The following is a 23515-nucleotide window of genomic DNA, read 5'->3' on the forward strand; positions in this document are numbered from 1 at the left end:
TATGGCGTCAGATGGGATCGCGGCAACGCCGCCAACTATGCTGATGGAGCACGCCACCATTATCTTATTGATCCACAGCGTGGTTTGGCCATGGTGGGTGCCAGTCTGGAGGATACGTTTCGATGTTCAATAGCAAACTGAAAGCCGAGTTGCAGCAGTGCCAGGATCAACTTCTGGAACAGCAGGGATTTTTTGACGCAGTGCACGGTAGCGTGGCGACCATCACCTTTACGCCGGATGGCACTGTGCTGGCCGCCAATGATCTCTTTCTCAACGTGGTGGGCTTCAGTGCGCCCGAGGTTATCGGCCAGCATCACCGTATCTTTTGCGACAAGCTCTATGCCCAGAGCAGCGACTATCAGCAGTTTTGGGCGGACCTGAAGCAGGGGCGCTCCCGTACCGGGGTGTTCCAGCGCTTCAACAAACGGGGCGAGGCGATCTGGCTGGAAGCGACCTATTTTCCGGTCAAGTTGCGGGGCGTGGTGACCAAGGTGATCAAGATCGCGGCCGATATTACCGAGCACCACCTGCAACTGCTCAGCCAGCAGGCGGTGGTGACGGCGCTGGATCGGTCGCTGGCGGTCATCGAGTTCACCCCCGGCGGGGAGGTGATTGCTGCCAACGGCAATTTCCTCCATACCATGGGCTATACCCTGGCTCAGGTGCAGGGCAAGCATCACCGTATCTTTTGCGACGATCAGTTCTATCGAGACCAGCCTCACTTCTGGGATGAGCTGGGCCGTGGTCAGTTCAAGTCCGGTCTCTTTTGTCGTCAGAACAGTCACGGTAGCAAGGTGTGGCTGGAGGCGACCTATAACCCGATCTTTGATGAGCATCGCAAGGTGGTGAAGGTGATCAAGTTCGCTAGCGATATTACCGAGCGGATCAACAAGAGCGATGCGGTACGGGAAGCGGCCATGTTGGCCCACGATGCGGCGCAGGAGACCCTGAACTGCGCCGAGCGTGGCGCGGGTCTGCTCTCCTCGGTGGTCGATACCTCCAGCCTGATTGCCAGCCAGTTGACTCACAGCATCGGTCTTATCAATCAGCTCAACGAGCAGTCGCGCAGTATCGAGGCGATCGTCTCCACCATCAGCAGCATCGCCGACCAGACCAATCTGCTGGCCCTTAACGCAGCCATTGAGGCGGCGCGGGCGGGGGATCAGGGTCGTGGGTTTGCGGTGGTGGCCGACGAGGTTCGCCAGCTGGCGGCCCGCACGTCTCTCTCTACCGACGAGATTGCCAAGGTGGTACAGAACAACCGGGAGCTGACCGCCAAGGTCACCTCCGAGATGTCCGACGTCGCCAGCAGCGCCGAGCTTGGCAAGCAGCAGGTGGGCGAGGTGAATGAGGTGATGAGCGACATCCGCCGGGAGGCGAACAACGTCTCCAGCACCGTCTCTGATCTGGCCATCTGAACCCCCTGACTTCCTGTCATGCCGGGGCATTGACTCATATTTGAGCAGTCAGTGCCCCAATCTGAACCCCTCCTGTATCGTCCCGCCATTGTGAATTGTCCTCTTCTGGCCCCTTGATTAGGCTTGCCGCCTCATTTATTTCAGAGCAGGAACAGAACACGATGGCATTACAACAGAAGGGGCGGGCAATGGCCCTGCTGGTTATGGTCGCGAGCATGGGTCTGGGCGGCTGTATGGGGCAGATGGGGCTTTCCGGCATGGTCACCAAGGGCAACTTGAGCGTGGTGGATAACCGCTACGCTCGTGCCGGGGTCTTTATGCTGCTCTCCCCTGTCTACGGTCTGGCCGCGACCGCTGACCTGTTCGTCTTCAATACCATCGAGTTCTGGTCTGGCAAGAACCCCATCACCGGCAAATCTCCGGCTGTGGTGGACATGAAGGCCGATCCGGTGATCAAGGTGAACCAGCATCTGGATCCGGCCCTCAAGACGGTGCCGCTGGCCATGTTGCCACAAGGGGTGCGCGAGGTGGAGATCAGCTATCCGGACGAGCATACCGCCCAGATGGAAGTGCACTATCTGGATGGTCGCCGCAGTATGATGCGTGGCGAGAAGCGTGGCGAGCTGATGGATATCTACTTCGATGGCCGCTTTGTCTCTACCCTGAGCCGTGCGGAGCTGGAAGAGCGGGCTAATCAGGGCAAGGCTGCTGCCTAAATTCAACTGAATCCAGATCGATCCAGCTTCAGATGGGGTATACCTAATCTGCTGGCAAAATCGCCATGATGTCTAAGGGAGTAGACTATGACGGTGAATGGATTGCGATTGGCGGAGTTGATTGGTTCCCTCAGTCATGCACTCGATATGACCGAGGGGCAACCAAGAGGACACTGCATTCGCTGCTGCTGGATAGGTTCCCGTCTGGGGGCGCGGCTGGGACTGGACGCCCGGCTGCGCCATGATCTCTACTACACGCTCCTGCTTAAGGATCTTGGGTGCAGCAGCAATGCTGCCCGTATCTGCGAGCTCTATCTCACCGACGATCTTCACTTCAAACGCGATTTCAAACTGGTGGATGGCTCCCTCTCCGAGGTAGTCAACTTTGTGCTGGGCCACACCGGCTTGCAGGCGGATCTGCTGGGACGTTTTCGCAGCCTGTTTCATATCTTTCGCAACGGCGACCAGATTGCCAACGAACTGATCCAGACCCGCTGTCATCGGGGTGCGGATATCGCTCGCCAGTTGCGTTTCAGTGACGAGGTGGCCGATGGCATCCTCTCCCTCGATGAGCACTGGAATGGCAAAGGTCGGCCCCTGCAACTGGCTGGCGAGGCGATCCCGCTCTTCTCGCGCATTGCCCTGCTCTGTCAGGTGGTGGATGTGTTTCACGCAGCCGCAGGCCCGGATGCGGCGCTCAAGGAGCTGCGCGAGCGCAGCGGCAGCTGGTTTGATCCGGCACTGGTTCGGGAATTTGAAGCGCTGGCCGACGAAGAGTTCTGGCAAGGACTGGCCGATCCCCGACTGACCGAGTGGGTGCTGGTCCACCCGGCCGGGCAAGGGGAGGTAGCGCTGGATGAAGATTATCTGGACGAAATCGCGGCGGCCTTCGGGCAGGTGGTGGACTCCAAAAGTCCCTACACCGCGGGTCACAGCGGCAGGGTTGCGCTCTATACCGACATTCTTGCCACCCAGATGGGGTTGTCCGAGTCGCGTCGACGCTGGCTCAAGCGGGGCGCCTTGCTCCATGATGTGGGCAAGCTCGGGGTGAGCAACGCCATTCTCGACAAGCCGGGCAAGCTCGATGCGCAGGAGTGGGCGGCGGTGCAGATGCATGCCGCCTACACCGAGGAGATCCTGAGCCGCATCGGCGCCTTCGAGGAGCTGGCGCAAGTGGCGGGCGCCCACCATGAGCGGCTCGATGGCAAGGGCTACCCCAAGGGGCTGAAAGGGGACGAGATTACCCTTGAGACGCGCATCATCACCACAGCCGACATCTTCGATGCCATCACCGCCAAGCGCCCCTATCGCGGCGCCATCCCTGTGCCGCAGGCGCTGGAGATGATGGCGGAGAATCTGGGCACTGCGATAGACCCCGACTGTTTTGCCGCCCTGCAGGCGGGTATTCAGGATTTCTCCCTCTACCTCACCACCGAGCAGCCGCTGGCCAATGCCAGTTAGAGTTGCTGATCAACGGCCCAAGCGGCCAGTCAGACAGCAAAACGCCCCGCAACAGCGGGGCGTTTTGCATTGTGTCTAGTCGGGCTGCTTGCGATGGGGCGGGGTGAGGATCAGCCCCAGCAGGCGGCGCAGGTGGGTGAGCTGTTCGGTCAGCTGCACGTTGAGCCAGAGGTAACCATTGATGGCGGCCTCGGTATTGGGCGGGAGCGATGCCTGGGTCGCCACCTCGTGCAGGCGGGCGATGGCGGCATCTGCGCCACGACCGTCGCCGGTTTGCATCATCAGGGCAAGCTGGTTGATCGCCTCTTCGGTGGCCAGATGGCAGGCTTGCAGCGCAGCCGTACTCTGCATCAGGAAGTGGCTCTCCCGATCGTTCCAGTAGGTGTTGGCCAGCATCTCAAGAGTGCAGAGGGTGTTGCGCATGGTAACCTGCACCGCATCAAACAGGGCGACGCTGTGGCGTGTTTCCTTGGCCGCGGGGGCCAGCAGGGCCCGCAGTTTGCCGGTCTGTGCCAACAGCTGGGAGAGATTGTGCTTGAGGCGCGGGCGCTCCAGCACATTGGGGGAGAGGTGAGTGTGATAGAGCCGCCCCGACTGCTGCAGGATCTGGTGCAACTGCAGGCGCCAGTGGCTATAGGCCCGCTGGGGATAGATGCTGCAAAAGAGCAGCGCCAGCAGGGAGCCCAGTATCACGTCGGCACTGCGCCACAGCGCCGTCTCTATATCCCCCGGCATGGCCCCCATGGTGACCCCCAGGGTGATGCCGATCAGCAGCCCCACATAGGGGCGCTTGCCGAGGGCCAGATAGCCGCAGAGGAACATGATGCAGCCGCACCAGATCAGGGTAAGCGGTAGCGAGTAGATCTCGAGATAGAGCGCCACGACCCCGCAACTGGCGCCGAAGATGGTACCCACCACCCGCTGCAGGGCGCGGGAGAGCACATTGCCCCAAAACGAGATGGGGCCCATCACCACCACCAAGGTTATCAGCGGCCAGGTGCTTTCCGGCAGTTTCAGCTCGCGGGTCAGCAGAAAGGTGAGCATAAAGGCGAGCGCAATGCGCAGGCCATGGACGATCCGGTAGCGGCCATAGACCAGCAGATCGAGTCGGGAGAGGGGGGCATCAAGACGCACGGTCTGCCTCCTGTCAGGTGGGTGACGGGGCGCCGTGCATCCGGCCGACGCCCCGTCGGGATTTAGGCCAGTCGTCCCTGCAGGGGGTGGATCCAGACCCGCTCGCCAATGGCGATCCCGGGTTGATCCGGTACGATTTCAATCAGGCAGTTGGCCTCGGCCATGGAGCTCAGAATACCCGAGCCCTGTGGCCCTGTGGTGCGCACCCGCAGCTGGCCGTTACGGTCCTGATGGAAGATGCCGCGAAGAAATTCGGTGCGCCCCGGACGGCTCTTCATCTTCTCGTCCGCCAGTGCCGAGAGGCGCAGCGGCTGCCACCGCTTGCCTTGCAAGCGGGCGATGGCGGGCTCGACAAATTGCAACACGCAGATCATCGCTGCCACCGGATTGCCCGGCAGCCCGAAGAAGGGGGTCTGCCCCAGCTTGCCAAAGGCGAGCGGGCGGCCCGGCCGCATCTGGATGCGCCAGAAATCGATCTGGCCCAGCTCCGCCAGCACCAGCTTGATAAAGTCGGCGTTGCCCACCGAGACCCCACCCGAACTCAGCACCAGGTCGGCACTGGCGGCGGCCTGCTCCAGCTGCTGGCGCAGAATGGTCTTGTCATCGGGAATGATGCCAAGGTCCATCACCTCGCAACCGGCGGCGCGGATAAGGGCCATCAGGGTGAAGCGGTTGCTGTCGAAGATGTGGCCGGGGGCGAGCTGCTCGCCCGGCGCTTGCACTTCGTCACCGGTACTGAACAGCGCCACTTTCAGCGGGGTGCGCACGCAGAGCGATGCCTGACCGAGTGATGCCGCCAGCCCCAGCTGGGGGGCACCCAGCCAGGTACCGGCCGGGATGGCGACCGCGCCCTTGGCGAGGTCTTCGCCGGCGAGGCGCACATTCTGCCCAGCGCGGATTGGGGCGGTGACCGTGACCCACTTACCTTCAATCAGCGTCTCTTCACGCATCACCACAGTATCTACCCCGGGGGGCAGCGGGGCACCGGTCATGATCTGCACCGCCTGACCGGCCAGCACAGGCTCGTGGCGCTGCTGGCCCGCCAGCACTTCCCCCACCAGTTGCCAGCGACCGGCGGCGAGATCGTCGCTGCGAAGGCCGATGCCATCCATCGCCGAGTTGGCATGGGGGGGCACATTGATGGGGCTTATCAGATCGGCGGCCAGCACGGCGCCGTGGCACTGGGCCAGCGGTTTATCGATGCAGGCGTTGCTCGGGGTGAGGGCCGCCAGAATGGCATTGCGGGCCGCCTCGACCGAGAGAAAGCCCTTGCCCGCCTCAGGCTCCTTGCTCTGGCAGCCGTCAAGCCAGCGGCAGACGAAGTCGGCAATGGCCGCCAGATCGTTGATATCGAGGCGGGGCAGGCTTGTCTGCTGTTGTTCGCCACTCTGTTGGTGCTGATCGCTGGCCAGCGCGATGATGTCGCTGTCTTCGGGGAAGAGCAGCGGCTTGCCAATCTCGGCGCGGTGCAGCTCGATTTTCGGGAAGTGCTCGTGCTTGAACCCCTCGACCAAGAGCAGATCGAGCTCTGTCTGATCGAAGCTGGCCAGCAGCTGGCGAAAATCGGCTTCGGCCAGTTCCGTTTCAATGATACGAGCATGACGACGACGGGAGGCGACCATCATCTGCTGGGCACCCGCCTTGCGCAGGCGATAGCTGTCTTTGCCCGGTTGGTCGATATCAAAGTCGTGGTGGGCGTGCTTGAGCACCCCGATGCGCAGGCCGCGATCCACCAGCAGGGGGATCAACTGCTCCAGCAAGGTGGTCTTGCCGGTGCCGCTCCAGGCGGCGAAGCCGAGCAGGGGAAGGGTGGGGGCCGGGGTCATGAGGTGACTCCTTGTTGGGGGTCGATAGCCGTGGCGAGCAGACGGGCCTCGTAGGCGGCCAGCTCGGCAGGGCTATTGAGATTGATAAAGGCATCCGGCTGATCGGCAAAGCTCACCACCACCATATTATGGCGGGCAAACCAGATATCGATTTTGCGCTCACCCTCTGCCAGTGCGGCGGTGAGGGAGGGGAGCAGGGATTTGTGCAGCAGGGCCACCACGGGTTGCAGCCAGTCGCCGTCGTGGGCCACTACCAGCTGGGTATCCGGGGTCAGGGCGGCGCGAAAGCGGCTCATCAGATCCAGCGGCAGGGCGGGGCCATCGCAGGGGACAAACAGCACCCAGTCGTGACGGGCGGCAGCAAGACCTGCCTGCATGCCCGCCAGCGGACCGAGATAGTCGTTGTTGTCATCGCAGATGACCGGGGCCAGCGCCTGATAGCGGGCCTGACTGCGGTTGGCGTTGATCAATACCTCATCTACCTGGGGGCGCAGGCGCGCCAAAACATGGTCGATAAGAGGGCGTCCCGCCAGTGCTACCCATCCCTTGTCTTCGCCCCCCATCCGGGTGGCGCGGCCTCCTGCCAGGATCACTGCTGATACGGCAACGGGATCAGAGTGGCTGTCGCTTTTTGAAGTCATGTCGCTCGATGATTTTTAAAGGGGTCGTCTCTTGCAGCTGGCCACGGGCGAGGGTCCATTGCCGCTCGCACAGGTCGGTCAGGGCGTTGCTCTGGTGGCTGATGACGACCAGGCCGCTGCCATGTTCCCGCAGATCTTGCGCCAATGCGGCCATCAGGGCAACCGAATGTGTGTCGAGATTGGCGGTGGGCTCATCCATCAGCAGAAAGGCCGGTTGCAGCGCCCAGGCGCGCGCCATTGCCAGCCGTTGCCGTTCGCCACCGGACAAAATGCTGATGTGCTCCCGCGCCAGCCCTTCCAGCTCGACCCGGCGCAGCGCCTCGAACACCCGGATCTCGCTGCCGAGCTGTTTATCGAGCGCCCAGGCCACGTTGTCGTGCACCGTGCGATCGAACAGATAGGGGGTCTGGTGCAGATAGGTGACCCGGCCCGGCCCCAGATCCCGCTTGAGCAACCGGTTGAGCCGCTGTTGCCAGCGCCCCGGCAGATTGGTGTGGCCGCGGGTGGGGGCCAGCAGCCCTGCCAGGATTTTGAGCAAGGTGGTCTTGCCCACCCCGTTGGCTCCATGCAGCCAGATGGCATCCCCCGGTGCGATGGCGAGCCGGTCAATCTCGAACAGCTGGCGCTCGCCAAAGCGCATCGTCAGCTGGTGGGCGGTCAGAGCCATGGGGTACTCCTGTTGATACGCAGTGGGGGCATGGTCAGTTCTTCAGATAGCTGTGGCCGCGACACGCCGTCAGCAGCAGGTTGAGCAAGAGGGCGAGGGTGAGCAGCACGATGCCGAGCGCCACTCCTTGGGTGAAGGCCCCTTTCTGGGTCTCCAGTGCGATGGCGGTGGGGATATTGCGGGTAAAGTGCAGGATGTTGCCCCCCACCATCATGGAGCAGCCCACCTCGGTGACGATACGGCTGAAAGCGCCGATGATGGCGGCCAGCAGGCCAAAGCGGCACTCGTGCATCAGGCCGATCAGCGCCTTGGGCCAGGAGACCCCCAGGGTCAGGGCGGTCTCCCAGGCGCGCCGGTCACTCTGGACAAACGCCGCGTGAGCCATGGTGGCGATCACCGGGAAGGCGATCAGCATCTGCCCCACCACCATCGCCTGCTGGGTAAAGAGCAGCTTCCAGTCGCCAAAGGGGCCGGCCCGCGACAGCAGCATGTAGAGCAAGAGGCCAATCACCACGGTCGGCACCGATTGCAGGGTATTGATGCAGGAGAGCCAGAGCCAGCGGCCGGGCAGCGGCAGATAGGCCAGGGCAAAGCCCAGCAGCAAGGCGGGCAGCAGCACCAGCAGCAGGGCGATGCAGGAGACGGAGAAGGAGACCCCCACCACCTGCCACAGTTCGGTGTCACCACTGAACAGCAGGGCGAGGGCAGCCAACGTAGTGTCGAGCAGGGTCGGCATCAGGCGCCTCCCTCAGCGAACCGGGGGAGGGCCAGCAAGGTCATCGCAGGGGTCAGGGTTGCCATTATTTCCCGTTGGCATCCGCCACAAACAACGCCTGACCGGCTACCTTGAAGTCGCCGATCAACTTCTGGCCATGCTCTGAGACCAGCCAGTTCTTCAGGGTGCGGGCCCCTTCGGTGTTGAGATCCGGGTAGCGCTTGGGGTTGACCAGGATCACCTGATAGGGGTTGAACAGGCGCTTGTCACCCTCCAGCAGTACGGCGAGATCCAGCTTGCTCTGGTAGGCGAGCCAGGTGCCGCGGTCGGTCAGGGTGTAGGCACCCAGCTCCGAGGCCATGGTCAGGGTGGGGCCCATCCCCTGGCCGATGGATTTGTAACCGGCAAACTCGGGTTTGACGTCAGCCGCCTGCCACAGGGCCTTCTCTTTGATGTGGGTGCCGGACTCGTCACCGCGGGAGATAAAGGTCTGGCCCTGCTCCTTGATGGCCTGCAGCCCCTTGGCCGCGTCGTGCAATTTGGCCAGACCCGCCGGGTCGTTGGCCGGGCCGACGATAACGAAGTCGTTGTACATCAGGTGCACCGGCTCGATGCCAAAGCCTGCGTCGACAAACTTCTTCTCGGCAGAGGGGGCGTGGGTCATCACCAGATCCGCATCGCCATTCTCGCCCATCTTCAGGCTCTGGCCGGTACCGGCCGCCATTACCTGCACCGGATAACCAGTCTCCTTGGTGAACTGGGGCAGCAGCCAGCCCAGCAGACCGGACTGCTCGGTACTGGTGGTGGTGGCGAGGCGGATCGGCGCTTTTGTGGCATTAGTATCCGCTTCGGCGTGGGCCGCACCGGCGATCAGCAGGCTGGCGGCGAGGGAGAGGGCAAAACGTTTGAGGCTGGTTTTTATCGTCATCGTGATGCAACTTTTTTCAGGGTGGCTGAGGAGAGGGCAAGAGTAAGCAAGCAGGGTGCCAAACTGTTCCTTTGCCGGTGCATTCACGGTTTGCCGTTTAAAAACAGAAGCTTATTAGAATCAATTAGGTGAGCTTGTTATCGCTTTTAATAATTGGTGTTGGTGCTTTTGATACGGTAAGGACAAAATGTCCCACTAAGGTTCCGGTTATCGGGACATTCACCGACCGTACGTGCATCCGAGGTACTTTTTTCCATGACACTCCCTCCCAGCCGCTGGTCTGCCCTCTCCCTGCTTATCGTTGACGATGAGCCCGGCATGCGCAGCTTTCTGGCCAAGGCGCTGGCCAAGCGTTTTGCCCAGATTGAGACTGCCGCCAGCGTGGAGGAGGCGGAAGCCCTGCGCTGCCGCCTTCACTTTGACCTTATCATTGCCGACATCCGGCTGCCGGGGCGCTCCGGCATTGAGTGGCACGAAGCCATCGACCCGGCCACCCGCCGCAGCGACATCATCTTCATGACCGGTTTTGGCGATATGGAGACCGCCCTCAAGGCGCTGCGCCTCGGCGCCAGCGACTTTATCCTCAAGCCCTTCAACCTCGATCAGATGGTGCAGGCGGTGGACAGAGTCATCGAGCGCCGTCAGATGGAGCGGGAGAACCTGCTGCTGCGCCGGGAGGTGAGCAAGCTGTTCCCGCCCACCCTGATTGGCGACAGTGCCAAGACTCGCGAGCTCAAGACGCTCATCGCCAGAGTGGCGCCCTCCAACGCCGCCGTATTGGTGGAGGGGGAGTCCGGCACCGGCAAGGAGCTGGTGGCCCGCGCCCTGCATCAACTCTCCGGCCGGATGGGGGCCTTTGTGCCCCTCAACTGCGCCTCCATCGCGCCGGAGCTTTTGGAAAGCGAGCTGTTCGGCCATGTGCAGGGGGCCTTTACCGGCGCCCGCAAGGGGCGCGACGGCCTGTTCCGGGTCGCCCATCAGGGCACCCTGTTTCTCGACGAGATCGGCGAAATGCCGCTAGCCATGCAGGCCTCGTTGCTGCGGGCGCTGGAGCAGAAGGCCATCCGCCCGGTGGGGGCCGAGCGCGAATTGGCGGTGGATGTGCGCATCGTCGCCGCCACCAACCGCAACCTCAAGGCCGAGGTGGAGGCGGGCCGCTTTCGCGAAGATCTCTTCTATCGCCTCAACGTGGTGGCGCTGCCGGTCGCCCCGCTGCGGGAGCGGATCGACGATATCCCCGCCCTGGTACACCACTTTACCCGCCAGCTCACCGCCGAGATGGGGATGGGCTCCTTGAGCTGGACCCACGAGGATGTGGTGGCGATGCAGGCCTATCCCTGGCCCGGCAACGTGCGGGAGCTGCGCAACCTCATCGAGCGCTGCCTGCTGCTGGGCAAGCCCCCGGCGGATTACTGGCAGAGCAGCAAGCCTGCCGAACAGGGCGCGAGCGAGGAGGGCTATCCGCTGGCGTGGCCGCTGGCGGAGGTGGAAAAAGCCCACATTCTGCAAGTGGTGGCCAGCCATGATGGCAACAAGTCGGCCGCCTCCCGGGTGCTCGGGGTGGCGCGCAAGACGCTGGATCGCAAATTCAAGGAGTGGGCCATCGAATGAGGAAGGCTGATCGGATGGGGTGGCGATGAAACTGACCCTGCTCTCCCGCTGCATGCGCGCCCTGTTGCCCCGTTGCGTTCGCACCAAAGTGCGCTGGCGCCTGCTGCTGCTTACTTCGGTGCCCATCATGCTCACCCTGGTGGGCATGATTGCGCTCACCCTCTACTGGACCCTCACCTACAGCTGGCAGAACCTGCTCACCACGGTGCGCAGCGATCTCGGGGTGGCCCACCACGCCATCACGGTGCAGCAGCAGCGCCAGACCGAGCATCTCGAGCATCTGCGCGATGCCTGGGCCTTTCAGCTGCGGCTGCGGGAATCGCCGGATCAGCTGCATGACTGGGTGATGCCGCTGGCGGCCAACTATGGTCTCGATTTTCTGCGCTTGCGCCGCGGCCCCGAGCTGGATCAGCTGACGGCGCAGGAGCGCGCCGCTCTCACGGCCGGACGCAGCGTCAGCCACTTTGTGGTCTGGTCGCAGCAGGAGATGCTCGCCCTCTCCCCGCAACTGGCCAAGCGGGCCGTGCTGTGGCAGCGGGATGGCACTAGGGTGGTGGAGAACAGGGGGCTGATCAGTCTGTCACTGACCCCTGTGATGGGCCGCGACGGCTCCCTTTGGGCCGTGCTGGAGGGGGGCGAGCTTGTCAACGGCAGCACCCGGCTGGTGGATGAGCTCAAGGGTCAGGTGTTTGCCAAAAACACCCTGCCGGATGGCAGCGTCGGCACCGTCACCCTGTTTCTCGATGATCTGCGGGTGAGCACCAACGTGCCGGTCAGCAGCAGCCGTCAGGTGGGGCGGGCGGTGGGTACCCGGGTCTCGCCGCCGGTGCGCGAACAGGTGCTGGGGCGAGGGGAGATGTGGGTTGACCGCGCCTTTGTCCACGACGCCTGGTATGTCTCGGGTTACGAGCCGCTGCTGGGAGCCAGGGGCGAGCGGCTCGGCATGCTCTATGTGGGCTTTCTCGAGTGGCCCATTATCCGCACCTACCTCACCAATCTGGTGGAGCTGGGTTCCGGCGTAGTGCTGCTGTTGCTGCTCTCCGGCCTGCTGGTCTATCGCGGCGCGCGGGATCTCTTCTCCCCCATCGAGCGGATGCACAAGGTGGTGCGGCAGGTGCAGGCCGGGGAGTCCGCTCGAATCGGCCCGCTGGCCCTCGACCCCGACCACGAGCTGGCCCAACTCGGTCGCCAGTTCGACGCCATGCTGGACAGGCAAGAAGCGCATCAGCAGCAGATGGCTCGCAGCGCCGACGAGCTGGAGCAGAAGGTGGCCGAGCGTACCCAAAGCCTCGAGCTCAAGACCGCCGAGCTGGAAGATCATATCCATATGCTGACCGAGGCGCGTCAGCAGCTGCTCATCAGCGAGAAGCTGGCGGCCCTTGGCGAGCTCTCCGCAGGTGTGGCCCACGAGATCAACAACCCCCTGGCGGTGATCCTCGGCAATGTGGAGCTGATGAAGCTGGAGCTGGGGGAGGCGGCCGAGCCGGTCAGCGAGGAGCTGGCGCTGGTGCTGGCCCAGATCGAGCGCATTCGTGCCATCACCCGCAGCTTGCTGCAATACTCTCGCCCCGGCGATTACGAGACGGCGCCTGTGTGGCAGCACCTCAACCCCATCATCGAGGAGAGCCTGACTCTGGTGCGCTCCGCCCTGCGTCAGCAGCAGGTGGAGCTGGTGGCCAACCTCAAGGCCCAGCAGCCCATCGAGGCGGATCGCCAGCAGCTGCTACAGGTGCTGATCAACCTCTTGGTCAACGCCAGCCACGCGCTGGGGGAGCAGGGGGAGATCCGGGTCGAGAGCCGCGACTGGTTCGATGAACTGGGTCAGCTGCGCGGGGCAGAAGTGCGGGTGATCGATAACGGCAGCGGCATCGAGGCGGCCATTATCGACAAGATCTTCGACCCCTTCTTCACCACCCGCGCTACCGGCACCGGGCTGGGGCTGGCCCTGAGCCACCGCATCATCAGTCGCTGGGGTGGGGAGCTCTTGGTGGACTCCACCCCGGGGCAGGGGAGCTGCTTTACCGTGCGGCTGCGCAGCCACGCCCTGCTGCCCAGCGGCAGCGAGCCCGCGAAACTGGAAGGGTGGCGCATCGCCCTCAATGCAGAGGGGCGTGAGACAAGCGATTGAGGCTGTTATAAAAAGGCCCGTGATAAAAACAGCCCGTCAACATGGTTGGCGGGCTGTTTTGTCGGTGGGTGAGTGGTTATTTACTGCGGACTCCACACCAGCTTGCCGCTCTGGGTCAGGTCATAGCCGCCGAGGCGGGCCGCCAGCTCGCGCCCCTCGGGGGATTGCACCCAGCCGATCAGCTGTTGTAGCAGGGTGCGAAAGAAGACCCCCTGCGGCATCACCAGATCGAAGCACTCCTGCGACAGCGGCATAAAGCCGAGGCCAAACTCGGTGGCGGTGCTCTGGGCGCCGGGCCCGACATCCGCATCGCCACGGCTGATGGCAGCAGCCAGCTCCCGCTCGCTGTTGACCTCGAGGGTGCGCTCCAGCCGGGTCAGCGACTCCCCTTGGGTTTGCAACCACTCCTGCAGGGCGCGCTGGCTGCCAGCCCCCTCCTGACGCATGGCCCAGCGCCAGTCGAGCGCCTCTTTCGCCTCCTTGGGTTGCAATCCCTGGCGCAGCACCAGCCCCTGCACCCGGCGAAATCCATGAACGATCACCCATTGCCGGTGGCCCTGATACTGCTGCACCAGCGCCGGATGGCGCAGGTGGGCCTCCTCGGCCTGCCCCCAGTGGATGGCGCACAGATCCACATGGCCGCGCGCCAGCATCGCCAGCCCCTGACGGGTGCCGCACGGGGTGTAGCCCACCAGTGCCTGGGTGCCGAGCTGCTGTGCCAAGCGGCTGCTGGCGTAGTGCAGCAGCACATCGTCCGAGCCTGCCAGCAGCAGCCGGTCGTTCATCACCCCCTCGTGGCAACTGCCGAGCAGCCAGCGGTCGAGCAGGGAGCGGGGAAACAGCCACTTGCCGGTCGCCTTGGTGGCGGGGATGCGCGCCTCGTTGGCGAGCTGGTAGACCTTCTTCTCGTTGAGATCGAGGTATTCCGCCACCTGCTTGACGTTCATAAACTCGTTCATGGTTTAATCCCGCATCCCGCGACCAGCCGGACTGGGCGCCAGCACCGGCGGCTTCTCGTCCAGCACCATATGGTCGTGGCCGCTGAATACCTCGAAGTGGCGCCCCTTGGCGCGGGCAATCATGGTGATGCCGAGCTGGCGGGCGAGATCCAGCCCCATCTGGGTGACGCCGGAGCGCGACAGCAGCACCGGAATGCCCATCTGCGCCACCTTGATCACCATCTCCGAGGTGAGCCGCCCCGTGGTGTAGAAGATCTTGTCGTGGCCACTCTCGCCGCGCATCCATAGCTCGCCCGCCAGGGTATCCACCGCATTGTGGCGCCCCACATCCTCGACAAAGGAGAGGATCTCCGCGCCGCGACAGATGGCGCAGCCATGGACGGCACCGGCCATCTTGTAGGTTTCGTTATGGGCCGACAGCGCCTTGAGCAGGGCGTAGAGGGTGCTCTGTTTAAGTTCGGGCGCCGCCAAGACCACCCCTTCGAGCTTCTTCATCACGCTGCCATACATGGTGCCCTGGCCACAGCCGGAGGTGACCGTCTTCTTCTCCAGCGCCTTGTCGAGATCGGCTGCCTGCTGGCTGCTTACCACGGCGGCGGCCTCGCTCTCCCAGTCGACGATAACCGACTCGATGGCCGCAATATCCTCGATAAAGCCCTGATTTTTCAGATAACCCAGCACCAGCGCCTCGGGGCGGGCCCCCAGCGTCATCAGGGTTACTATCTCCTTCCAGTTGAGGTAGACCGTCAGTGGCCGCTCACAGGCGATTTGGCGGGTGTTCATCGTGCCCTGTTCATCCATCACCTCGACGGCCATGGTGAGCTGGGCGGCTGCATTGCTTTTGATAAAGGTCGGTGTCATGGGCCCCTCGCGACCGGTTGCCGGGATCTAAGGGGAGGGGCACAGCAAGTTTTGTTCCAAGTTGATAGGTGAAAGAGAGTCGAAATAATCACTTATATAGTTGTAAAAACCTTGGATTATCTCTTCGTAAATAAATATTTTTTAGTGTTGTATGGTGGGTATGTATATTATTGAGCAATAAGTAGCTATGTTCATGGAATATCAAAAATTAACTGCCAATTAGTGTCTGGATCAAATTCATTCTCGTTTATTTCTTCACTGTTAGATGCCCATGAACCAAAAAAGTCTTCAACATGCCCTTCTGTCATAATATGAAGTATGTTAGGTGAACGAGGGTGTTTTCTTTTCAAATAGTCGAGCCTATACGCATCTTCTTTATCAAAAAACAATTCACCTTCAATCTTACATTTAGATAGCGAAGTTATATAGCTGTCTAAAAATACAAATGATTGTGGATTTGCATTTTTTACAATGGATGACTCTAGGAGTTCAGAGTTAAACTGGGCAACTTCACAAAGAAGAGTTGTGATTTCTTTAATCTGGTCTATTGAACCAATATTCAAATCGCCAGAAGATGGAGAACGATATGAAATTAGTTCTCTATACGCTTTCACCTTAAGGCAAAAATCCTTAATTTTTTTTGATTTATCTCTATCAATATTTGAAATATGATTAAACGCTAAATCAATGGCCCTTTTGTGACCAATGGTAACTAATCCGCCATTTTCCCATTCAACCTCTGGTAACGTGTAGACAATTCCTCTCAATAAAGAAAGCAAGGAGTAATAGGCTAAGTAGGGTATCACCAATCTTAAATTCTTTTCCTTTGAATATTCAATTGCATTTAGCTGCAAGGTTGCTGTCATTATCATTTTGGCAGATAAATATGTTCTGCATAACCATTCTGAGTTTTTATTACTATCCCAGTCCTTGGTTAGTACGGAGTAGCGATTTAATAAACTTCCTGCGACCTTCTGACATTTCTTTTCATCAAGATCCTTGCTTAAAATCCTAAAATCATAATGCCAGGTACGCCCTGCGAACTCATGTTCATTTGATAATGCCTTAGCTGTAACTATTGAGTTCATATCAATCTCATTATTATTTTGCTTAAATGTTAGCCTGAGGAGTGAATTAATGACAAATGAAATGCAAAAATGTTTTTTCATTAGTTATTTAGAATATGGTGAAAATCCGGTAATGATAAATTACTTATTTGTGGTTTGTCAACCAGACAGACTTTTACAAATATATTTACATATTGTTCCAAGTTTTATCTCGAACTGAGATTCAACATTTACCGCGAACATTTTTGTCAAGGTAATAATCGGATAATTCAGGCTTATTCGATTATTGTCATCCCCTTGCTCCAGCACATGTTGATGGGGTTTAGGCCGCATGTTGAGCTTCGCTGTGCTCAGCACCAACCTACCCTGTGCCAACCCATATCCCGCACGACGACCCAACCCGCATCAAAGCCCCCATCAGCTACCAAACCGGCATTGGCCCCACTCTTGCTATGTCTTACCCCTTGATGGCCGTGGCCGCCCTGAATGTCCTGCTCTGATCCGCCCCGAACGGGGTGGATCACGGGGGAGGGCGGCCCGGCAGAGACCTTCTGATGGGAGCCGTGACAGTGCAAGAGACAACCAAACCCCTCTCCCCGCAGCGCTGGCTGCAACTGGAGTTAAAGGCCATCGACAGCCAGGTTGGCCGCTGGCAGAGCCGCCGTTTCGAGATTGCGGCGCTCCATCCCGCCGAGCCCGAGGCTGCCGGTGCCTTGCCCCTTACCCTGTTTCGCGATGAGCGGGGGGATTATCGCTTCAATTTGAGCTCCGGCTCGCCCCGCCTCTTTGTCACCGGAAGCCGCGTGGACAGTGGCTTTGTGGCCGATGGCCTGACCCTGAGCCAGACCGTGGCCGCCGCCTATATGGATGGCGAGCGGCAGGTGCTCTCCTGCCCGCTGCCCGAGGCGCTGCAAGCCTGGGTGGAGGCCTTTATCGGCCGTCACGGCGAGCTGCTGGAGGCCCGTCGCAAGGGCAAGAAGGGCAAGGGGCGGGCGCAGGATCAGCTGGGTGTCGATACGGTAGATCAAGCCAGCTGCGGCGCCGTCAAAGCCACCGGCCCCGATGGCCGCGAGCGTGGCAGCGACAGCGGAAATCGCGCCCATGAGTGAGTTCCTCAAGCGCTGGTCGTCTCGCAAGAGTGAGGCGCGCAAGCATCAGGTATTGCAGCCGAGGGAAGAGGTTATCCCCGAGGCAGTTGCCGCCCCCATCGAAGGCAGTTGCGAAGCTGAAACTCCAGATTCTACGCTCGATAGCCCCGTAGTCAGCACTGACAAGGGGAGCAGTGAACCCCTTGCCGTTGAAGGGGCCGAGAGTGGCGAACCGCCGCTAACAACAGCCCAGCCGGGCAAGGCCAAACTCCCCGACAGGGAGGCGCTGCGGGCCATGTTTCGCAGCCACAAGCCGGATGGGCTCGACGACTACACCCAGGATTTCAGCCAGCCCGAATTGCTGCCCGCGGCCCTGACCGCCGGGCTGCGCAACTGGCTGGTGGATCAGGTGACCGCCCCGGAGAGCGAATCGACCAATCCGCCAACCGGATCCGCTGAACTGGTGGCGCTTGCCAGCGAACCTGCCGCCGAGCCGCCCGCGCTGGCTGATAACCATTCTCAAACCCACACCGACGATCGGGACATTTTGGTTTCCTCTGGTGGACAAAATGTCCCAACCAAAGGTGGGGGAATGGAACCCTCAGGATCCTGACTCCCTGTCAGTCACTTTTTTTCCGGGGGAGTTGGCTCGCCTCTTGCTCTCTCGGCTTACCAACAAGCGCCCATCCCATGAGGTGGCGCGCGCAGGAGTGTATGTGAGCACTGAACAAACATTGCCAAATCTGGCCCCAAATCTAGCCTCCAATCTTGCCCATGGGGCGGGGGCGGCCGCGCATAACGCGCGCGCTCGCGCCTATGCCCTGCAGCATACGGTCAAGACCGATAACCTGATCCCGGCCACTGTCTCTTACCAGAGTCAGGGGCGATTGCTGCTGGTCGGCCCGGAAGATCGTATTCGCCGCGCCGCCAGCCTGCTGCCCGCCGGGGTGAAGCCCACCCTGCTGGTGAGCGAAGCGGTCCACGATGCCGAGGCGGCCGATCTCGAAACCATTTTTGATGCCACCGCATCCCTAGCGGCCCTGACCCTGCGCGAGCCGAGCCTGACAGGGTATCTGGGGCAGTTCCAGCTCACCGGCCTCAATGGTCAGGGTGAGCGGGTTAATCTGGCGGCGCTCTGTTTTACTCAGCAGGCCGCTGCAAATGGCGAACCGCGCTTCGATCTGGTGGCCGATCTGGGCCGCGCCCCGCTCTTTGCGCTGGAGCGTCCGCCGGTCGGTTATCTGCATCTCTTTGATGACCAAGGGCTGGCCGAACGGCTTGCCGAACTCGGTGCGCTGACCGGCATCTTCGACAAACCGCGCTATTTTCGCCTCGACCCCGAGGCCTGCGCCTTTACCGCCCGAGGCGTGCCAGGTTGCAGCCGCTGCCTCGATGTTTGCCCGACCGATGCCCTCAAGCCCATCAATGGTCGCATCCAGATCGATCCCCATCTCTGTCAGGGCTTTGGCAGCTGTGCCTCTGCCTGTCCGACCGGGGCGATTGCCTATCACCAGCCCGATGCCAACACCAGCGGCGACTACCTGTTCCGATTGCTGAAGCACTACCGGGAGGCGGGCGGCGAAGCGCCTCGACTGCTGATCGCCGGTGAAAACGAGCGCGAATGGGTGGAAGCCGAGCTCGCCCGCCTGCCCGCCAACTGGCTGCCGGTCAGGGTGGAGGAGAGCGCGAGTTTAGGCATCGAGAGCTGGTTTGCCGCCCTCGCCTATGGTGCCAGCTCGGTGCGCATTGCGCTGGGCGACGATGCCCCTGCAAGCGTCCATGCGCTGGTTGAGCGGGAGCTGGCGAGCGCCGCCGTGCTGCTGGCGGGCGCGGGTCTCTCTGCCGATCGCATCGCCCTGTTTAACCCGGATGCCGAACTAGATAAGCCGATTTCCGGCCAGCCAACCGTTGCCCTGCTGGAGAAGCCGCTTAAAGGGGACAAACGGGAGAACCTGTTTGCCGCCTTCGATGCCCTCTGGCAGGCCAACGAGGGGAGCCGTGAGCCGCTGGCGGTGCCTCATGGCGCTCCATACGGCAGCGTGGAGCTGAAAGACGCTGACTGCACCCTCTGCATGGGCTGCGTGGCGGTCTGCCCGAGCCGCGCCCTGCATGCGGTGGGCCATGCGCCGGGCCTCAATTTTATCGAGCAGGATTGTATCCAGTGCGGCATGTGCGAAAAGGCGTGCCCCGAGCAGGCCATCGTGCTGGTGCCCCGCTTGCAGCCTGTGCCCGAGGCGCGCCGCGCCGTGCAGAGCCTCAAGGCCGAAGAGGCCGCCTGCTGTATTCGCTGCGGTAAGCCGTTCGCCCCTGCCTCGATGATCCGACGCATCCAGCAAAAACTGGCCGGTCACTCCCACTTCCAGAACGAGGCCGCCCAGCGGTTGCTGATGTGTGAGGATTGCCGGGTCAAGGATGTGTTTGCGGCGCTGGCGGCGGATCCCGTCTCCCAGCTCAAGGTGTGAGGGCCAGTGATGAGTGAACAACAGAACGAAAAGGCTGGCGAACTGACCATGACCGAACTGGAACAGAGCAGCGCCGATCTCTACGCCCTGCTGGCGAGCCTCTGGCGCGCCGCCCCCCGTGGCGAACAGCTCGCCTGGCTGCAAGGGTTGCAGGCTATGCCGGGCCCCTTTGCCAGAGGGCTGGGGCTGGTGCAGCTGGCGGCCAGCATCCACCACGAAAACGAGCTTGCCGAGGAGTATCAGGATCTCTTTATCGGGCTGGGGCGCGGGGAGATCGTGCCGTTTGCCTCCTGGTATCTCACCGGCTCATTGATGGAGTTGCCGCTGGCGGTGCTGCGCGCAGACCTGCAGTCGCTTGGTTTCGAGCGCCAGAGCGGAGTGTGCGAGCCGGAAGATCACCTCGCCGCCCTCTGCGAGGTGATGGCGGTACTGATTGCCGAGCAACACCCGGATCGCAACCGCTTCTATGAGCGCCACCTTGCCCCCTGGGTACTCGCCTGCTGCCGCGATCAGCAACAGGCGAAAGGGGGCAGCTTCTACCGGGCGGTCGGCGCCCTTGCCGAAGATTTCTTCAAACTGGAAAACGAAATGCGCCTGCCGTTTGGCGCCTGCGTGGTGCCGGGCTGAACGCCCTTATCCACCCACAACAAGACGAGCAGACGAGATATCCCATTGGACGCGAAGCTGGCGCGCAGGCGCCGGCAAGAACAACAACAGAGGTCACAAGAATGAGCGATGAAAAGCTGAAAGACCCGTCTCGCCGCAATCTGATCAAGGGAGTTGGCGTGGTCGCCACCATAGGCGTGCTGGCCGGTGCTGCCGGTCGGGTGGTGAGCAAAGAGGCGCTGACCCACGATACCAAGCCTGATCAGGGCTATCGGGAGACCCCCCATGTTCACGACTTTTATCGCACCCTGCGCGGCACCGACTGAGCCGGATCAGTGAAGGAGAACTCATGAAACTGACGAAACGTGCCGAGCAGCCCCAGGCGGGCGAGCAGGGCAATGAGGCCATTCGCGGTCAGGGGCTGACCCGCCGCGCCTTTATGGTCAACTCGGGTCTGGTGGCCGGTGGCGCCGTGGCAGCCGGTTGGCTGGCCCCTGCCATGATGCAGCGTGCCGAGGCCAAAACCGTGGCGGCCGAGGTGCCGGTCGAGGTGAAGCGCACCATCTGCTCCCACTGCTCGGTGGGCTGCGGCGTCTATGCCGAGGTGCAGAACGGTGTCTGGACCGGTCAGGAGCCAGCATTCGATCACCCCTTCAACCTTGGCGGTCACTGCGCCAAAGGGGCGGCCCTGCGCGAGCACGGCCACGGTGAGCGTCGCCTCAAGTACCCGATGAAGCTGGTGGGCGGCAAGTGGCAGCGCATCAGCTGGGATCAGGCTATCGAAGAGGTGGGCAACGAGGTGCTGCGTCTTCGCAAGGAGTCCGGCCCCGACAGCGTCTACTGGCTCGGCTCTGCCAAGCACTCCAACGAGCAGGCCTACCTGTTTCGCAAGATGGCGTCCCTGTGGGGCACCAACAACGTGGATCACCAGGCGCGCATCTGCCACTCCACCACGGTCGCAGGCGTAGCCAACACCTGGGGCTACGGCGCCATGACCAACAGCCTGAACGACATGCACAACAGCAAGTCGATCATGTTTATCGGCTCCAACCCGGCGGAGGCCCACCCGGTCGCCATGCAGCACATCCTGCTGGCGAAAGAGCGCAACGGCTGCAAGATCCTGGTGGTCGACCCGCGTCGCACCCGCACCGCCGCCAAGGCGGACATGTACCTCTCCCTGCGTCCGGGTACCGACGTCGCCTTTATCTGGGGCATACTCTGGCACATCTTCAAGAACGGCTGGGAAGACAAGGAGTTCATCCGCACCCGCGTCTACGGCATGGACGAGGTGCAAAAAGAGGTGGCGCGCTGGACCCCGGCGGAAGTTGAGCGGGTAACCGGCCTCAATGAACAGCAGGTTCATGGCGCCGCCAAGCTGCTGGCCGACAACCGCCCCGGCTGCGTGGTCTGGTGCATGGGCGGGACCCAGCACACCACCGGCAACAACAATACCCGTGCCTACTGCATCCTCGAACTGGCCCTCGGCAACGTGGGCAAGAGCGGGGCGGGCACCAACATCTTCCGCGGTCACGACAACGTGCAGGGCGCCACCGACTTTGGCGTCACCTCCGATTCCCTGCCCGGTTACTACGGGCTGGAAGAGGGCTCCTGGAAGCACTGGGCCCGGGTGTGGGATGTCGATTACGAGTGGATCAAGGCGCGTTTTGACAATAAGGCCTACAACGGCAAGCTGCCGATGAACAACAACGGCATTCCGGTCTCCCGCTGGGTGGACGGGGTGCTGGAGAATGCCGATCTCATCGAGCAGGGTTCCAATATCCGCGCCATGTTCTACTGGGGCCATGCGGTCAACTCCCAGACTCGCGGCCCCGAGATGAAGAAGGCGATGCAAAAGCTCGACATGATGGTGATTGTCGACCCGTATCCCACCGTCGCCTCGGTGATGAACGATCGCACCGACGGCGTCTACCTGCTGCCGGCCACCACCCAGTTCGAAACCTATGGTTCCGTTACCGCCACCAACCGCTCCATGCAGTGGCGCGACAAGGTGATCGAGCCCCTGTTCGAATCCAAGGTCGACCACGAGATCATGTATCTGCTGAGCAAGAAGCTCGGCTTTGCCGACCAGCTGTTCAAACACATCAAGGTTGAGAACAACCAGCCACTGCTGGAAGACATCACCCGCGAGTACAACCGCGGTATGTGGAGCGTGGGCTACACCGGCCAGAGCCCGGAGCGGCTCAAGGCACACCAGCAGAACTGGCACACCTTCCACAAGACCAACCTCAAGGCCGAAGGTGGCCCGGTCAGTGGCGAAGTGTACGGTCTGCCGTGGCCCTGCTGGGGCACCCCTGAGATGAAACACCCCGGCAGCCACATCCTCTACGACACCAGCATTCCGGTATCGGAAGGGGGCGGCGGTTTCCGCGCCCGTTTCGGCATCGAGTATCAGGGCGTCTCGCTGCTCGCCGAAGACTCCTGGCCGAAAGGGAGCGAGGTGGAAGACGGTTATCCCGAGATCACTGCCGACCTGATGAAACAGCTTGGCTGGTGGGATGAGCTGACCGAGGCCGAGAAGAAAGAGGCCGAGGGCAAGAACTGGAAGACCGATCTCTCCGGCGGTATCCAGCGGGTCGCCATCAAGCATGGCTTTGTCCCCTATGGCAACGCCAAGGCGCGCTGCGTGGTGTGGACCTTCCCGGATCAGGTGCCCAAGCACCGCGAGCCGCTCTACACCCCGCGCCGCGACTTGCTGGCCGACTACGCCACCTGGCCCGATGCCAAGAGCCTGTGGCGCCTGCCGACCCAGTACGCCTCGGTGCAGGAGAAGGACGTCAGCAAGGAGTTCCCGATCATCCTCACCTCCGGTCGTTTGGTGGAGTACGAGGGGGGCGGCGACGAGACTCGCTCCAACCCCTGGCTGGCTGAATTGCAGCAGGAGATGTTCGTCGAAATGAACCCGGCGGATGCCAACGACGTCGGCGTGCGCGACGGTCAGGATGTGTGGGTCGAGGGGCCGGAAGGGGGCAGGGTCAAGGTGAAGGCGCTGGTGACCCCGCGGGTCAAGCCGGGGCTCGCTTTTATGCCGTTCCACTTCGGCGGCCACTTCGAGGGCAAGGATCTGCGATCCAAATATCCGGAAGGGTCTGATCCCTATGTGCTGGGGGAGTCGGTCAACATAGTCACCACCTATGGCTATGACCCGGTCACCCAGATGCAGGAGACCAAGGTCACCCTGTGCCGTTTTCGCAAAGTAGGAGCCTGAT

20 protein-coding genes are annotated in these 23515 nt (G+C 61.7%); 11 read left to right on the top strand and 9 right to left on the bottom strand.

The genetic code is table 11. The features are described 5' to 3' along the window. Positions 1–122 precede the first annotated feature (122 nt). The 3 genes from ACTG2T_RS15580 to ACTG2T_RS15590 all read left to right on the top strand — a co-directional run bounded on the left by ACTG2T_RS15580 (position 123) and on the right by ACTG2T_RS15590 (position 3595). Positions 123–1418, top strand: coding sequence for a methyl-accepting chemotaxis protein (locus ACTG2T_RS15580; RefSeq protein ID WP_330125031.1), 1296 nt, complete (start codon positions 123–125; stop codon positions 1416–1418). 161 nt (positions 1419–1579) lie between these two features. Next, positions 1580–2134 carry a DUF3332 domain-containing protein gene (locus tag ACTG2T_RS15585; protein WP_075114839.1) on the top strand — a complete coding sequence of 185 codons (555 nt, stop codon included), beginning with the start codon at positions 1580–1582 and terminating at the stop codon, positions 2132–2134. Between the two features lie 87 nt (positions 2135–2221). Then, entirely contained in the window at positions 2222–3595 is a 1374-nt protein-coding gene (locus ACTG2T_RS15590) for an HD-GYP domain-containing protein (RefSeq protein WP_330125032.1), read from the top strand. Positions 3596–3670: 75 nt separating this feature from the next. Here the strand turns inward: ACTG2T_RS15590 and ACTG2T_RS15595 are convergent, their stop codons facing one another. From ACTG2T_RS15595 to ACTG2T_RS15620, 6 genes are all read right to left on the bottom strand, one after another. After that, on the bottom strand, positions 3671–4729 hold the full coding sequence (locus tag ACTG2T_RS15595; protein WP_270804099.1) for an FUSC family protein: 1059 nt from the start codon (positions 4727–4729) through the stop codon (positions 3671–3673). 62 nt (positions 4730–4791) lie between these two features. After that, positions 4792–6555, bottom strand: coding sequence for a bifunctional molybdopterin-guanine dinucleotide biosynthesis adaptor protein MobB/molybdopterin molybdotransferase MoeA (locus ACTG2T_RS15600; RefSeq protein WP_330125033.1), 1764 nt, complete (start codon positions 6553–6555; stop codon positions 4792–4794). After that, positions 6552–7196, bottom strand: a complete 645-nt coding sequence (gene mobA / locus ACTG2T_RS15605) for a molybdenum cofactor guanylyltransferase MobA (RefSeq protein ID WP_330125034.1) — start codon at positions 7194–7196, stop codon at positions 6552–6554. The genes ACTG2T_RS15600 and mobA overlap by 4 nt, the downstream gene beginning before the upstream one ends. Beyond that, positions 7168–7863: an energy-coupling factor ABC transporter ATP-binding protein gene (locus tag ACTG2T_RS15610; protein WP_005362120.1), complete on the bottom strand. Its 696-nt coding sequence runs from the start codon at positions 7861–7863 to the stop codon at positions 7168–7170. Before ACTG2T_RS15610 ends, mobA begins: the two co-directional genes overlap by 29 nt. Positions 7864–7897: 34 nt before the next feature. Next, positions 7898–8599, bottom strand: coding sequence for an ABC transporter permease (locus tag ACTG2T_RS15615; RefSeq protein WP_005347674.1), 702 nt, complete (start codon positions 8597–8599; stop codon positions 7898–7900). Positions 8600–8663: 64 nt separating this feature from the next. Next, entirely contained in the window at positions 8664–9506 is an 843-nt protein-coding gene (locus ACTG2T_RS15620; protein WP_330125035.1) for a substrate-binding domain-containing protein, read from the bottom strand. A 255-nt stretch (positions 9507–9761) separates the two neighbouring features. Between ACTG2T_RS15620 and ACTG2T_RS15625 the strand changes: the two genes are divergently transcribed. Then, positions 9762–11117, top strand: a complete 1356-nt coding sequence (locus tag ACTG2T_RS15625) for a sigma-54-dependent transcriptional regulator (RefSeq protein ID WP_058055711.1) — start codon at positions 9762–9764, stop codon at positions 11115–11117. A gap of 25 nt (positions 11118–11142) precedes the next feature. Further along, positions 11143–13245 carry a sensor histidine kinase gene (locus ACTG2T_RS15630; RefSeq protein WP_330125036.1) on the top strand — a complete coding sequence of 701 codons (2103 nt, stop codon included), beginning with the start codon at positions 11143–11145 and terminating at the stop codon, positions 13243–13245. A gap of 80 nt (positions 13246–13325) precedes the next feature. Here ACTG2T_RS15630 and ACTG2T_RS15635 read toward each other — a convergent pair whose 3' ends face one another. The 3 genes from ACTG2T_RS15635 to ACTG2T_RS15645 all read right to left on the bottom strand — a co-directional run bounded on the left by ACTG2T_RS15635 (position 13326) and on the right by ACTG2T_RS15645 (position 16153). Continuing rightward, on the bottom strand, positions 13326–14192 hold the full coding sequence (locus ACTG2T_RS15635; RefSeq protein WP_330125099.1) for a helix-turn-helix transcriptional regulator: 867 nt from the start codon (positions 14190–14192) through the stop codon (positions 13326–13328). A gap of 15 nt (positions 14193–14207) precedes the next feature. Beyond that, entirely contained in the window at positions 14208–15065 is an 858-nt protein-coding gene (locus ACTG2T_RS15640; protein WP_330125037.1) for a formate dehydrogenase accessory sulfurtransferase FdhD, read from the bottom strand. Positions 15066–15256: 191 nt separating this feature from the next. Further along, positions 15257–16153, bottom strand: a complete 897-nt coding sequence (locus ACTG2T_RS15645; RefSeq protein ID WP_330125038.1) for a hypothetical protein — start codon at positions 16151–16153, stop codon at positions 15257–15259. Positions 16154–16686: 533 nt separating this feature from the next. Here ACTG2T_RS15645 and ACTG2T_RS15650 point away from each other — a divergent pair. The 6 genes from ACTG2T_RS15650 (at position 16687) to ACTG2T_RS15675 (ending at position 23514) form a co-directional block, all read left to right on the top strand. Further along, a complete protein-coding gene (locus tag ACTG2T_RS15650; RefSeq protein ID WP_159144143.1) occupies positions 16687–17241 on the top strand; it encodes a DUF3305 domain-containing protein in 555 nt (184 codons plus the stop codon). Further along, positions 17234–17833, top strand: a complete 600-nt coding sequence (locus ACTG2T_RS15655) for a DUF3306 domain-containing protein (protein ID WP_330125039.1) — start codon at positions 17234–17236, stop codon at positions 17831–17833. Before ACTG2T_RS15650 ends, ACTG2T_RS15655 begins: the two co-directional genes overlap by 8 nt. Positions 17834–17936: 103 nt before the next feature. After that, positions 17937–19682 (top strand): 4Fe-4S dicluster domain-containing protein, encoded by a 1746-nt coding sequence (locus ACTG2T_RS15660; RefSeq protein ID WP_330125040.1) that lies wholly within the window; start codon positions 17937–17939, stop codon positions 19680–19682. Between the two features lie 9 nt (positions 19683–19691). Beyond that, positions 19692–20309, top strand: a complete 618-nt coding sequence (locus tag ACTG2T_RS15665; protein ID WP_330125041.1) for a TorD/DmsD family molecular chaperone — start codon at positions 19692–19694, stop codon at positions 20307–20309. A gap of 101 nt (positions 20310–20410) precedes the next feature. Beyond that, positions 20411–20614, top strand: a complete 204-nt coding sequence (locus ACTG2T_RS15670) for a transcriptional initiation protein Tat (RefSeq protein ID WP_041208942.1) — start codon at positions 20411–20413, stop codon at positions 20612–20614. A gap of 23 nt (positions 20615–20637) precedes the next feature. Beyond that, the gene (locus ACTG2T_RS15675; RefSeq protein ID WP_330125042.1) at positions 20638–23514 is read left to right on the top strand and encodes a formate dehydrogenase subunit alpha; all 2877 of its coding nucleotides are present in this window, start codon (positions 20638–20640) and stop codon (positions 23512–23514) included. Position 23515: the final 1 nt, after the last annotated feature.

Source organism: Aeromonas sp. 75A (assembly GCF_051919425.1).
Taxonomy (GTDB): Bacteria; Pseudomonadota; Gammaproteobacteria; order Enterobacterales; family Aeromonadaceae; genus Aeromonas; species Aeromonas veronii.